The 12,930-nt window shown below is 57.4% G+C and carries 14 protein-coding genes; 3 read left to right on the top strand and 11 right to left on the bottom strand.

The features are described 5' to 3' along the window. Nucleotides 1-115: 115 nt before the first annotated feature. The 11 genes from NOS26_RS04615 to NOS26_RS04565 are packed head-to-tail and all read right to left on the bottom strand — an operon-like array spanning nt 116 to nt 8,861. The gene (locus NOS26_RS04615) at nt 116-721 is read right to left on the bottom strand and encodes an NTP transferase domain-containing protein (protein ID WP_014015589.1); all 606 of its coding nucleotides are present in this window, start codon (nt 719-721) and stop codon (nt 116-118) included. Then, complete coding sequence (yqeC, locus tag NOS26_RS04610) at nt 718-1,377, bottom strand: selenium cofactor biosynthesis protein YqeC (protein ID WP_014015588.1); 660 nt, start codon at nt 1,375-1,377, stop codon at nt 718-720. Before yqeC ends, NOS26_RS04615 begins: the two co-directional genes overlap by 4 nt. Next, nucleotides 1,374-2,429 (bottom strand): XdhC family protein, encoded by a 1,056-nt coding sequence (locus NOS26_RS04605; protein ID WP_014015587.1) that lies wholly within the window; start codon nt 2,427-2,429, stop codon nt 1,374-1,376. The genes yqeC and NOS26_RS04605 overlap by 4 nt, the downstream gene beginning before the upstream one ends. A gap of 5 nt (nt 2,430-2,434) precedes the next feature. Continuing rightward, nucleotides 2,435-3,475, bottom strand: a complete 1,041-nt coding sequence (locus tag NOS26_RS04600) for a sulfate/molybdate ABC transporter ATP-binding protein (RefSeq protein WP_014015586.1) — start codon at nt 3,473-3,475, stop codon at nt 2,435-2,437. Further along, a complete protein-coding gene (gene modB, locus NOS26_RS04595) occupies nt 3,472-4,143 on the bottom strand; it encodes a molybdate ABC transporter permease subunit (RefSeq protein ID WP_014015585.1) in 672 nt (223 codons plus the stop codon). The genes NOS26_RS04600 and modB overlap by 4 nt, the downstream gene beginning before the upstream one ends. Before the next feature lie 12 nt (nt 4,144-4,155). Continuing rightward, nucleotides 4,156-5,007 (bottom strand): molybdate ABC transporter substrate-binding protein, encoded by an 852-nt coding sequence (gene modA / locus NOS26_RS04590; RefSeq protein ID WP_255917345.1) that lies wholly within the window; start codon nt 5,005-5,007, stop codon nt 4,156-4,158. Nucleotides 5,008-5,045: 38 nt separating this feature from the next. Continuing rightward, entirely contained in the window at nt 5,046-5,981 is a 936-nt protein-coding gene (locus tag NOS26_RS04585; RefSeq protein ID WP_014015583.1) for an MOSC domain-containing protein, read from the bottom strand. 3 nt (nt 5,982-5,984) lie between these two features. Next, entirely contained in the window at nt 5,985-6,962 is a 978-nt protein-coding gene (moaA, locus tag NOS26_RS04580; protein ID WP_014015582.1) for a GTP 3',8-cyclase MoaA, read from the bottom strand. Further along, nucleotides 6,952-7,449 carry a cyclic pyranopterin monophosphate synthase MoaC gene (gene moaC / locus NOS26_RS04575; RefSeq protein ID WP_255917344.1) on the bottom strand — a complete coding sequence of 166 codons (498 nt, stop codon included), beginning with the start codon at nt 7,447-7,449 and terminating at the stop codon, nt 6,952-6,954. Before moaC ends, moaA begins: the two co-directional genes overlap by 11 nt. A gap of 8 nt (nt 7,450-7,457) precedes the next feature. Further along, the gene (locus NOS26_RS04570) at nt 7,458-8,477 is read right to left on the bottom strand and encodes a molybdopterin-binding protein (RefSeq protein WP_169013929.1); all 1,020 of its coding nucleotides are present in this window, start codon (nt 8,475-8,477) and stop codon (nt 7,458-7,460) included. Between the two features lie 6 nt (nt 8,478-8,483). After that, nucleotides 8,484-8,861, bottom strand: a complete 378-nt coding sequence (locus tag NOS26_RS04565; RefSeq protein WP_014015579.1) for a winged helix-turn-helix domain-containing protein — start codon at nt 8,859-8,861, stop codon at nt 8,484-8,486. Between the two features lie 163 nt (nt 8,862-9,024). Between NOS26_RS04565 and NOS26_RS04560 the strand changes: the two genes are divergently transcribed. The 3 genes from NOS26_RS04560 to NOS26_RS04550 all read left to right on the top strand — a co-directional run bounded on the left by NOS26_RS04560 (nt 9,025) and on the right by NOS26_RS04550 (nt 12,930). Further along, nucleotides 9,025-10,053: a molybdopterin-guanine dinucleotide biosynthesis protein MobB gene (locus NOS26_RS04560; protein WP_169013928.1), complete on the top strand. Its 1,029-nt coding sequence runs from the start codon at nt 9,025-9,027 to the stop codon at nt 10,051-10,053. A gap of 120 nt (nt 10,054-10,173) precedes the next feature. Further along, nucleotides 10,174-12,366, top strand: coding sequence for a formate dehydrogenase subunit alpha (fdhF, locus tag NOS26_RS04555; protein ID WP_169013927.1), 2,193 nt, complete (start codon nt 10,174-10,176; stop codon nt 12,364-12,366). A 3-nt stretch (nt 12,367-12,369) separates the two neighbouring features. Further along, nucleotides 12,370-12,930 carry a 4Fe-4S dicluster domain-containing protein gene (locus NOS26_RS04550; protein ID WP_014015575.1) on the top strand — a complete coding sequence of 187 codons (561 nt, stop codon included), beginning with the start codon at nt 12,370-12,372 and terminating at the stop codon, nt 12,928-12,930.

The raw sequence follows: 12,930 nt of genomic DNA, 5'->3' as shown, positions 1-12,930 counted from the left end.
TGTAAAGCTTTTATCGTTATTTAATTATATTTTTATATTTAAATTTAAAAATAACAAAAATATATTCAATTCAAAAGTTCGTCTAAAATATAATATTAATACACTTTAATCATAGTTATTTTAATCCTTGTTTATTTAAAAAGATTAAATCTTTCTGGTAATCTATATCAAATAATTCATCCGTCTTCTTTGGCCGATAAACCCAGGTCTGGGGACTGCGCAGGAATTGGCGCCCGCCAGTATCACCGTGCAACCGAAGCAATTCCGGCCCATAAATACGGCGGAAAATAGCGGGACTGCAACGGCGTTCGCCGTTATGCATACAGCCCAAAGGTGCACCCGAGGCCAGGAACTGCCGGAGAAAATCGGTAACCGTCTCTGACGTCAGCAAGGGTTGGTCGGCTGGAAAAAAGGCCCAGGCGCCGGCGTCATGACAGGCTTCGACAGCACAGCGCAGCGATGCCGCCATGCCTTCACCGGCCTGGTCGTTCCACACGACGTCGATGCCCTGATCCCGGCAGGCCGAGGCAATGGCCGCATGGGCTGTCACGACGGTCACCTGGCAATCGATGCCGGAACATGGCAAAAAAGCCTGTGCCGCCTGACACAGACTTTTCATTCCATACGTATATAAAGGGCGGCCATGAACGAGTATTTCTAATTTATGGCCGCCAAAGCGCCGGCCAAAGCCGGACGCCATCAAGATCAATGCTATCTTCATTTCGATTCCCTCATTTCTGCTGGATACGCCGTCAGTTTCCCCGGCCGGGACAGCTTCTTCAAGATCCGCTTCCCTGCCTGGCACAGTGCCTCGTCATCGGCCTGGTTGAGGACGACGGTCGTCTTGTCTTTCCAGTCTCCGATACGGGCCAGGCAGCCGGCTTCCACGATATAGGCCAGGAGGCGTTCGGTCACGACCGTTTCCGGATCCAGATTCAAGAGCTCCCAGCGGAAACAGACGTCCCGGACCGGTCGGCCCAGGGCAGACAGCCCGGCCAAGCAGTGCACTTCGCAGGTATTGGCTGGAATGACCGGCTCATGGGGTCCCATGACCTTCAGGGGCAGGCGCCGCGATCCGTCCCCTTCGACGAGGACGACGTCAGCTGCCGTGCATAAACGAAAGTAAACGTCGTCTCCAGGCCAGGTAATTTTCCCATCCGCTCCGTCCTGCCCGACGACGACGATGCCGTCGCGCTGCCACGGGTCCTGCCACCCTGCTGGCAAATCAGCCGGGACAAACCATCGGTCCGGCCGCATCATATGGGTCGTCGTCACGACAGCCACGCGCCGGCCTGCCTCCTGTTCCTGCCGGGCCCGGCTGTAAATCGACGTGGTCTTACCGCCAGCCCCGATATACGTATAGACCGCTGCCGTCATGGCTTGTGGTAGCGGCTCTTTTCTCGGCCTTCCCGCTTGGCCCGGATGGCAATGAGTTCCGCCGCGATACTGATGGCGATTTCTGCCGGTGTCACGGCCGAAATGGCCAGGCCGATCGGCGCGTGGCAGGCGTCGATTTCTGCGGCCGTAAATCCGTCGGCCAGGAGCTTTTCTTTGACAAAGGCCAGTTTACGGCGGCTGCCGATGACGCCGAGGTAATAGGGCTTGATAGCCAGCATCTGGCGCTGGACATCGTAGTCGCCGACATGGCCGCGGGTCATGATGCAAACATAATCGTCCGGCGTCACGCCCAGGTCTGCCGGAAGGGCCTCATAATCGGCCTCATAGACGGCTTCTGCTTGCGGGAATAAGGCCGGGTCGGCAAATTCAGCCCGGTCATCGACGACGGTGCAGGAAAAGCCGATACTGGCCAGGACCGGGACCAGGGCCTGGGAAACGTGCCCGCCGCCGAAGATGAAGACCCGCCCCGGATAGGCCAGAGGTTCACTATACCAGCGGCGCTGGCCGTCGCCGGCCATGCCGGCTACGTTCTGCCGGCACCAGGCGGCATCGACAGCCTGCAAGGAGCCCATCTGGCCGCAGCCTTGTACAGCCCCTTCCCGTACCAGGGCCATGCCCCATTGCCTTTCATCGCTGACATCGAGAGCCAGCCACGACGCCGTCTGCTGGCGCAGGGCCTGAAGGATGACTGACAGCAGGTCCAGCAGCCCCGGTTCAGCCGGGTCGAGATATTGGCAGAACACAGTCAATTCGCCGCCGCAGGCCGCGTTGATGTCTTCTTCGTCGTTGGGATGGAGGATGAGGCGGCGGAAAGCCGATTGCTGCTGGGCCAGGCATTGTTTCCCGGCCTGGATGGCCAAGTATTCCTGATAGCCGCCGCCGACGGTACCGGCCGTCGTCCCGTCAGCAAAGACGGCCTGATGGCTGCCGATGCCCCGCGGCGTCGACCCTTGGCTGGCGACGACGGTCAGCAGGACAGCCGGCTGGCCGGCCTGTAATTCATGATAAAGTCGGTCAAATAAAGTTTCCATAAATATCACCTGTATAAGAGTAAAATATCTTCGCCCCTGACAGATAACCGATCCGGCAGGACAGCCGGCCGTTCCGGTTTGGCAAAGCGCCACCAGAGAGCCTGTGCCCCCGCCGTCTGACCGGCATAGCGGAACTTGACGATCCATTCAAAGGGCTGTTCGATTTCTTCAGTCACGACGATGGGCCGGGCATTTTCGCCGTCACCGCCGTGAAAAGCATGGCCGCGGATGCCGATAGCGCAGAGGTCGTCGCCAACGGGCCGTCCCGTCTGTAAGGTCACCTGCCACGACGGGACAAAGACCGTATCCGCCCCAGCCTTGCGGGCTGCTGCGATGTTCTTGCATCCCGTCAGGACCGCCGCCGCCCGAGACTTGGGGTCGGCAAAGAGCTCCTTCGTCGGCGCACAGGCTGATACGCAGCCGTCATCGAGGACGGCAATGGCCTGACAGAGCTGATAGGCCTCATCGCGGCTGTGCGTTACCAGGACGACGTCTTTCGGGAATTGCTGTAATAAGTCCTTGAGTTCGGTCATGACTTTTTCTTTTAAATAACTGTCCAGGGCGCTGAACGGTTCATCCAGGAGCAGGATGTCCGGTTCATTGACCAAGATGCGGGCCAGGGCGACGCGCTGCTGCTGGCCGCCGGATAACTCAGCCGGTTTCTGCCTTTCCAGTCCCGTCAGCCGCAGTCGTTCCATCATATCCCGGACCTGCTGGCGGGCTTCTCCTTTCGGCGACGCCGTACGGACACCACAGCGGATATTTTCTTCGACGGTCATATTGGGAAATAAGGCATAGTGCTGAAACAGATAGCCCACGCGCCGCTGCGGGACAGGGACGTTGACCTGCCGTTCGCTGTCGAAAAAAGTCCGCGTCCCGACGACGATTTTCCCGGCATCAGGCCTTTCGATGCCGGCAATACACTGCAAGGTCTTACTCTTGCCGCAGCCCGAAGCGCCGAGAAGGCCGAGGATGCCACCTTGATGGCGAAGCTGCACGTCGAGGGAAAAAGACCCCCAGCGTTTATGGATATCCAGTTCGATCATGCCAGGTGTCTCCTTTCGCGGCTGCGCTTTTCAAAGAGATTGACTGTCAGCAGGACGACGGCACTGATAGCGAGGTTCACCAGGACCCAGATGAAGGCGCTGTACTCGTCATTGGTCCGCCATAACTGGTAGACCGTCGTCGAAATAGTCGCCGTATTCTTGGGAATATAGCCGATGAGCATACTCGTCGCCCCGTATTCACCCAAAGCCCGGGCAAAGGCCAGGACCGTCCCGGCGATAATGCCCTGCTTGCAGTAGGGCAGGCGGATGCGCCAGAAAATGAACGTATCCGACAGGCCTAGGGTCTTACCGCTCCAGGCCAGGGTTTCATCGAAACTCTCAAAGGCCCCGCGGGCCGTGCGGTACATGAGGGGAAAGGCGACGACAGCCGACGCCAGGACGCCGCCATACCAGGTCATGACGAAGCGGATGCCCACGTCGTTGAGAAAGATGCCGACCGGGTGCTTCAAGCCAAAGACCAGGAGCAGCAGCCAGCCGCAGACCGTCGGCGGCAGGACCAGGGGCAACGTCAGGACGACATCGAAGAGCCCCTTGAGGACCCGCGGCAGGCGGGCGACGTAATATGCCAGGGCAAGACCGCTAAAGAAGACGAGGACGCAGGAAATAGCGGCAATTCGCAGGCTGTTCCAGAGAGGATACCAGTCCATAAGCAGCCATCCTTAGCCGACGGGGCTGAAGCCGACGCGCTGGAAAACCGTCATGGCTTCTTGGCCCTTGAGGTAATCGAGGAAAGACTGCGCTTCCTGCGGATGCTTGCTGTTCTTCATGACGGCCGCCGGATAAATGACCTGGCCGCACATGGCTTTCGTCGCTTCGTCGACGGGTTTCAATTTGGCACTGAAAGCATCGGTCGCATAGATGACGCCGCAGTCGGCACTGCCCTCGCGGACCTGGGTCGTCACTTCTTTGACATTCGAGCCATACGTGATGTGGCCGGCCTGGGCGATGTCCTGTTCATCGAGATGGTAGAACTTCAAGATTTTCTGTGTATACTGGCCGACAGGGACATCGCTGTTACCCATGACCAGGCGGATAGAGCCGTCCTTCAATTTCGCTGCCATATCGGCAAAATCCTGGATACCCTTGGGATTGCCTTCTGGCGTCACCAGGACGACTTTATTTTCCAAGAGGTCGACGCGGCTGCCGTCCTTGACGAAGTCCAGCTTGTCCGGATTGGCATTGGCGTCTTTCGAGGCGTCGAGCTGGTTCATCTGCTTCTGGGCTGCCGAGATGAAGAGGTCGCAGTCGGCGCCGTTCTGGATCTGCGTCTTCAATGTCCCCGACGAATCGAAGTTAAAGGAAATTTCCACATCCGGATGTTCTTTCTGATACTGGTCAGCAATCTGGTTCATCGTTTCTGTCATGCTGGCCGCCGCAAAGACCGTCAGATGGACTTTATCGCCGTTCCCGCCAGCCTTGTCGCTCTTCTTATCCGGCCCGCAGCCGGCCAGGGCAAAGGCCAGGGTCCCGGCCAAGACCGCTGTGACTACTTTTTTCCACGTCATCATCATGCATCTCCTTTACGCAAAGTAAACTAGTTTATCTATATTTACTTGCGACCGCAATCCCGGACTTCACCGCGCAGCAAATCGAGGCCATGAGGAATCGTATCGAGGAAGACATCCATACATTCCTGGCAGGCCTTGGGGCTGCCGGGCAGGTTGATGATCAGGGTCTTCTTGCGGATGACGCTGACAGCCCGGGACAACATGGCCCGCGGCGTAATCTTCATGGAAGCCGCCCGGATAGCTTCGGCAATGCCCGGTGCCTGGCGGTCGGCAACGGCCAGCGTCGCTTCGGGCGTGACGTCGCGATGGCCAAAGCCCGTACCGCCTGTCGTCAAGATGAGGTCGGCCTGGCGCTGGTCGGCCAGTCGACAGAATTGTTGTTCTAGCGGCCCTTTGCCATCGGGCAGGAGAATCTGTTCAATGACTTCAAAACCAGCCTGTTCCAACCGCTGGGCAATCAGGGGACCGCTAGTATCCTTCCGCAATCCTTTACTGCCTTTATCCGACAAGGTGATGACAGCAGCCTGATAAGGCCGTTTCCCCTTTCGCTGCACTTCGACCATCCTGTCGCCAGGGCGGATGATACCGCCTTCGAGGACGCGGGCAAAAACGCCTTCTCTCGGCATGATGCAGTCGCCGACAGCTTCATAGACGGCACAGTGATTATGACATTCTTTGCCGATCTGAGTGATTTCCAAGAGGACATCCCCACAGCGAAGCAGTGTCCCGACAGGGAGGGACGAAAAATGGAAGCCGTCGACGACGAGATTTTCGCCAAAAGCACCGAATTCCACGTTACCGCCGCGGCGGCGAAAAGCTTCGATACATTCCAAACCGAGCAGGCTGACCTGGCGGTGCCAGTGTTCCGCATGCGCATCGCCTTCGATGCCCCAGTTTACTACGAATTTACCTTCTGGCACAGCCTGTTTGGCAATGCCGCGAATCGTACTGATACAAACAGCATGGACTTTTCCCATTTTTTATCCTCCGATCTGATTCATCGTTTTATGTTCACTAATATGATTCTTTTCAGCAAAACAATGCTTCGCCGGTTTTTCGTAAATAGCGCCGGCTATGGCCCGCTGCAATTCCTGAAAAATAAGATTTTCACGTTGGCCGCTGCGGACAATAGCCCGCAAATCGACGCCGTCGTCATAGCAAAGACAAGGTTTCAAAAAGCCCGTACTCGTCAGGCGCAGGCGGTTACAGGACGAGCAGAAACCATGTGTATTGGCGGCAATGAAGCCGATACGGCCTTGCAGATACCGGCTCTGGTAATACGAAGCCGGCCCATTGCCCCGCCGTTCTCCCGTCGCGGCCAAATCAGGATAGGCCCGGACCAGAAGGGACAAGGCTTCGGCTTCCGATATGCCGTCCAAGGTCGTCCCGAAGCCGATGGGCATGAGTTCGATGAAACGCACATCGATAGGATATGTTCGGGCTAGTTCCGCCAATGGCAAAATCTGATTCCGCGTTTCCGCCAGCAAGACGGCGTTTACTTTGATGTTTACACGCTGAGATATGGCTTCTTTCAAAGCTTGTAATAGGACAGACAAATTTCCGCCGCCTGTTAAGCAAGCGTACTGGCTTGCATCGAGAGTATCTATGCTGACATTGATGCCATCAATGCCGAAGCGTACCAAATCGGGCAGCACTGCCGATAAGAGAAGGCCATTTGTCGTCATGGTGACGGAACGGACACCGTCCATGTCTTTAAGAGACTGCATAAAAGATACGGCCCCCTTCCGCACCAGCGGTTCACCACCAGTAATCTTGAAACGGTCGATGCCCAAAGCCAGAGCCGCCCGGCAGATGAGCATCATTTCTTCATAGCGCAGGACCGCGTCATGGCCGACACTGTCCAAGGCTTCGGGCATGCAGTAACGGCAGCGGAGATTGCAACGGTCCGTCAGGGACAAGCGCAGGTAGTCGATGGTCCGCCCCCACTTATCCTTCATGGTGCTCCCCTCCATCATATTGGAAATGACCGCTCTTGCCGCCGATTTTTTCGACGAGGTGGATACCCTTGATACACATGCGTTTATCGACGGCCTTGCACATATCGTAGACCGTCAGCAAGGCCACGGATACACCCGTCAGGGCTTCCATTTCGACGCCCGTCTTGCCATCGCATTTGACTGTACACCGGCCTTCGATTTCCGAGGTGTCATCATAGAACATAAATTCGACGCCGCATTTAGTCAAATTCAGGATATGGCAGAGTGGAATAAGATCGCTCGTCCGCTTAGCTCCCATGATACCGGCAATGCGGGCCACGCCGAGGACGTCGCCCTTTTTCATGGCGCCGGCTTTGACGGCTTCATAACAGTCACGGCTCATGGCGATACGGCCGCAGGCCACAGCCGTCCGGGCCGTTATCGCCTTGCCGCTGACGTCGACCATGACGGCATCACCCTTACTGTCGATATGAGTAAACTTGTTCACCAGACCACCTACTTTCCAAAACCGCAATTCGGGAAGGTACAGACGGGGCAATTCAGGCACAGGCCGCCTTCACCGAGACCGGCCAGGTCTTCTGCCGTTACCGGGACGTCGGCTATGAGTGACGGCAGGACGAGGTCGAAAATCGTCCGCTTGGCGTACATGACACAGCCCGGCAGGCCGACGATGGGGCGGCCGTCGCCGGCATAAGCCAGGAGGAACATGGCTCCCGGCAGGACCGGAGCGCCGTAGGAAACCATGCAGGCACCGGTATTCTTGATGGCCAGCGGCGTCTGGTCATCGGGGTCGACGCTCATGCCACCGGTACAAAAGACCATATCCATGCCCTGAGCCAGCATATCCTGGATAGCCGCCGTAATGGCCGCCGGGTCATCGGCCAAGGTCGTGTGCATGGCCATGACGGCCCCGTATTCAGCCAGCTTGCTTTCGATGACCGGCGTAAACGTATCTTCAATGCGGCCGTGAAAGACTTCATTACCCGTCGTGACGACGCCGGCCTTTTTTTGACCGAAGGGATGGACGTCCAGGAGCGGTGCCGGACCGGCCGCTTCCTTAGCCGCTGCCATCTTATCCTTCTTGATGACCAGGGGAATGATGCGCGTACCGGCCAGTTTATCGCCCTTACGGACCGGGAAGCCGCCATGGCGGGTGGCAATCATCATTTCTCCCAAAGAATTGACGGCTTTCAACCCGTCGCGCCGGATGGTCAGGACGCCGTCGCAATCGGCGATGAGTTCGATTTTCCCTTCTTTCGGCTCACTGCCATGCATATTCGTCCCCAGGCAGATATCGCGCAGGATGGCCGCGGCTTCATCTTCATGGAGCAAGGTATCGTCTTTTTCCCAGATGTAGACGTGGTCCTTTCCGACAGACAACAGGACCGGGATATCTTCCTTAGTAATCACATGGCCCTTGCGGAAGACCGGGCCTTTGGTGACGCCGCGGATGATCTGGGTAATATCGTGACAGAGGACATGACCGACAGCCTCTTCGGTTTTCATCATTTTCATAACTATCTATCCTTCCATTGTTTGTAATTTCTGCAGTTCATCGTCATTGAACCACTGCTGGAACTGACGGTCTGCCATGGCGTGCAGGGCTTCATCCATCTGTTCATACCGGGCCAGGATGATCTCAGCCTGCCGAGTCAGGACCGACCGGCCGCCGTCTTTGCCGCCGACATAACGGCGGATGAGGGGAAATCCCCAGATGGCCTCGGCATTACGCATGATCGTCCAGGCCTTGGAGTACGACATCGCCATTTCCCGGGCTGCCCCCTGCAGGGAACCGTGACGGCGGACACCGTCCAGCAGTTCTGCCACGCCGGGGCCAAAAGCCCGCTTATCCCCCAGGAGACACAGCGTCACCTTGCAGTGCAGCTTCTCTTTGGCCATAACCCCACCTCCTTCAAGCGTTATTCGTATCTGAAAATAACGATTGTACTTAAACTTATTATACATGAAAATTTGTTAGCTGGCCATACTTTTTTTGTAATTGTATATCCGTCAGTACTCATCATGTTATAATGTACTTATTATGTGTAAAGGATGTGATAGGATGTCAAAAACACGTCGTTCCCCGTCACTGGGCCTAATTGTCCTGGCTGGCGGCCTCAGCACCCGGATGGGCCGCGATAAGGCAGGCCTTCCCTGGCATGACACGGATTTGCTGACAGACCTGCTCCTGCGCAGCCAGGCCTATCCTTTTTCAGAACGCATCATCGCCATCAATCGGCCTTATACACCGCATGAGCTGCCTGCGAAATTAGTCCGCACGGTCCATCTCGTCGCGGACAGTTATCCCGGCTGCGGCCCCTTAGGCGGCCTGGAAGCCGCTTTGCACAGTGGTACCAGCGAGTTCTACCTGGTCCTCTCTGTCGACCTTCCCTTTTACAACTTTGCCCCCGTCCCGGACCTGGTCAAGTTACTGCGGCACCAGCCTGACCTGCTGGCTGTCATTCCCAGGACCGAAAACAAGCAGGACCAGCCCTTGGCCGCCTTATACAGCCGCCAGCTCCTGCCGGCCGTCGCGGACCATCTGCAAAAGGGCGAATACCGCTTACGCCGCCTCTACCAGGCCGTGCCGGCAGCCTACGTGGATGAATCCTTCCGGCCTGCCTTATACCTCAACATCAATACGCCCGAAGCTTATGAAGCCGCCAAAGGGCGCGATGCCAACAGTTGCCGCCAAGTCCCGGTCGTCACCCTGACAGCCCCGGACTCCGGCGACGGCAAGACGACAGCCGCCACGGCAGCCATTGCTGAATTGACGCGGCGCAGCTACCAGGTCGCCTATATCAAGAGCACCCACCATATCGTCACCCGCCAAAAGATTGGGTCCGACACGGACCGGGCCCAAAAAGCCGGCGCCGTCTCGGTCTGTCTCTGCGGCCCGGCCGATGTCCCCGAAGGCCTGTCGAAAGAAGACTATATCCTCGCCCTGTCCCAGCAGCAGCTGGCCGACCTGGTCCTCGTCGAAAGCCGCAGCCACGGACCATTCCCGCGGATTGACGTGACCCAGGCCGACACCGGGACACTGGTCGATGACATCTTATTCCTCACGGGCTACCGTTCGTCGGCGATATAATCGTTTTGTTCTTTTCTTCCTTGCACCTCCACAAAAGAAGTCCTACACTGAGACTAGTAAAGTATATCTTATCCGTGGTATACTAAAAATCTCCAGTTTATTTTTAAGTGAGGTGTTACTATGTGTGCCTATAAAAAAATAGACACCGTCTGTCCCTACTGTGGCACAGGCTGCGTCATCACCTGCACGGTCGACACGGAAGAGAACCGGGTCATCGAAGCCAAAGGCTCGCCGCGCGGTGTCAACAACGAAGGCCGTCTCTGCCTGAAAGGGCTGTACGGCTGGGACTACCTGAACGACCCTCAGATCCTGACTAAGCGGATCCGTAAACCGATGATCCGCAAAAACGGCAAGGGTACGCCCCTCGTCGAAGTATCCTGGCAGGAAGCCATCGAATACGCTGCGACCCGCCTCAAGGCAATCATCAAGGAATACGGCCCGGATGCCGTCATGGGCGCCGGTTCGGCCCGCGGTCCCGGCAATGAGGCCGCCTATATTACCCAGAAATTCATGCGCGCCGTCGTCGGCACGAACAATGTCGACCACTGCGCCCGCATTTGACACGCTCCATCGGTTACCGGACTCGGTGAGTCCGTCGGTGAAGGTGCTATGTCTTTCAGCGTTCCCGAACTCGAAGATGCAGAAGTCATTTTCGATATCGGCTATAACGCGCCGGTCTCGCATCCCCTCGTTGCCCGCCATATCGTCCGGGCCAAGAAGAAGGGCTGCAAGATCATCTGTGTCGATCCGCGCCTAACAGAAACAGGGCGCATCGCCACCATTTATCTGCCTATCAAGGGCGGCACGAACATGCTCTTCCTCAACGCCATGGCCCATGTCATCGTCACGGAAGACCTGGTCGACCACGATTTCATCGAAAAGCATACGACAGGCTTTGCCGACTATGCCAAAGAAGTGGCCCAGGAAAAATACGCTCCGGAAGCCGTCGCTGCGGCAACCCATCTCGACCCCGGCGACATCCGCCGGGCTGCGCGCCTGTTCGCCTCGTCCAAGCACACCATGACCCTCTGGGGCATGGGCATCACCCAGTTCTCACAAGGCGTCGAATGTGTCATCGCCTGCTCCAACCTGAGCCTCATGACCGGCAACTACGGTCATTACGCCACCGGCGTCGGCCCCGTCCGCGGCCAGAACAACGTCCAGGGAACCTGCGATATGGGCGTCCTGCCCAACCAGTATCCCGGCTATCAGGATGTGACCGACGACGCGATCCGCCATAAATTCGAAAGGGCCTGGGGCGTCTCCCTGCCGGCCCATGTCGGCCTGCCCTTGACCTACGTACCGGATAAAGTCCTGCGCGAACCGGACCCGAAAAAACGGATCCATGCCTATTACATCATCGGCGAAGACCCGGCCCAGTCCGACCCGGACCTGCCGGAAATCCGCCGCACCTTGTCGGCCATCGACCTGGTCATCGTCCAGGATATCTTCTTCAACAAGACCTGCGAATATGCCGACGTCGTTTTCCCGGCCACGGCCTGGGGCGAACACAACGGCGTATACACGGCCTGCGACCGCCGCTTCCAGCGTGTCCGAAAGCTCATCGAACCTCAGCCGGGCTGCAAGACGGACTGGGAAATCCTCTGCCTCATGGCAACGGCCATGGGCTATCCCATGCACTATGACAACACCGAACAGATTTGGGATGAAATGCGCTCCCTGTGCCCGAAATTCGCCGGCGCCAGCTATGAAAAAATGGTCGAGAACCACGGCGTCCAGTGGCCCTGTACGGAAGACAGCCCGGACGACACGGGGACGCAGTATCTCCATAAAGACGCCCAGTTCGCCACGGCTGACGGCAAAGGCCATTTCTACTACTATCCCTGGACCCCGGCCAAAGAGCTGGAAAGTCCCGAATACCCCCTGTCCCTGTCGACAGTCCGCGAAGTCGGCCACTACTCCGTCCGTACCATGACCGGCAACTGCCGCCTCCTGGCCGATTTGGCCGATGAACCGGGCTACATCCAGATGAACCCGGAAGACTGCCAGGAACTGGGCATCGCCAACGGCGACCTGGTCCGCGTCGTCTCCAAGCGGGGCCATACCATCACCCGCTGCCAGGAAACAGACCGCGTATCCAAGGGGGCTACGTATATGACCTACCAGTGGTGGATCGGCGCTTGCAATGAACTGACGTCAGCAGCCCTGGACCCGAAGAGCCATACGCCGGAATTTAAATACTGTGCCTGCCGCGTCGAAAAAATCGACGACCAGAAACAGGCCGAACGCGATGTAAAAGCGCAATACGCCGCCATCCGCGCCCGCATGGGCATTGAAGTAAAGGAGGTGTAAACGATGTTTAAACACGTCAAGACAGACCCGGAACTCTGCATCGGCTGCAAGACCTGCATGGCCGCCTGTGTGGCCAGCCATACGGGCAAGGCCCTGTTCGCCCTCAAGCCGAAGAGCTTCGACTTCACACCGCGGGTCCATGTCGTTTACACGTCGAAGGTCACCAAAGCCGTCCAGTGCCAGCAATGCCCGAAGCCGCGCTGCATGGAAGCCTGCCCCTTCCATTGCATCTCCCTGGGGCCGGACTCGGTCGTCATCGACGAAGATGCCTGCCGGGGCTGCGGGAAATGTTCCCGTGCCTGCCCCTTCCAGGCCATCAACATGACCAAGATCTACCACGGTGACACCAAAGGCCGCCCCTTCCGCATCGTCGCTTATAAATGCGACCTCTGCGCCAACACAGAAACGGGAGAACCGGCCTGCATCCCCGCCTGCCCGACGGAAGCCCTGAGTCTCTTCGACCCGGCTGTCGTCGCCGCCCAGCGGGCTAAATTGAAGGCACAAAAAGAAGCCGCCAAAACGCAGGCAGCTTATGAAAAAGCATTGAAAAAAGGAAAGCCATAA

The sequence above is a fragment of the Megasphaera sp. SC8-1 genome, from assembly GCF_024436295.1.
GTDB lineage: Bacteria > Bacillota > Negativicutes > Veillonellales > Megasphaeraceae > Megasphaera > Megasphaera elsdenii.
Note: the sequence above shows the minus strand (reverse complement) of the source record. Positions and strands in the feature narration are given on the sequence as shown.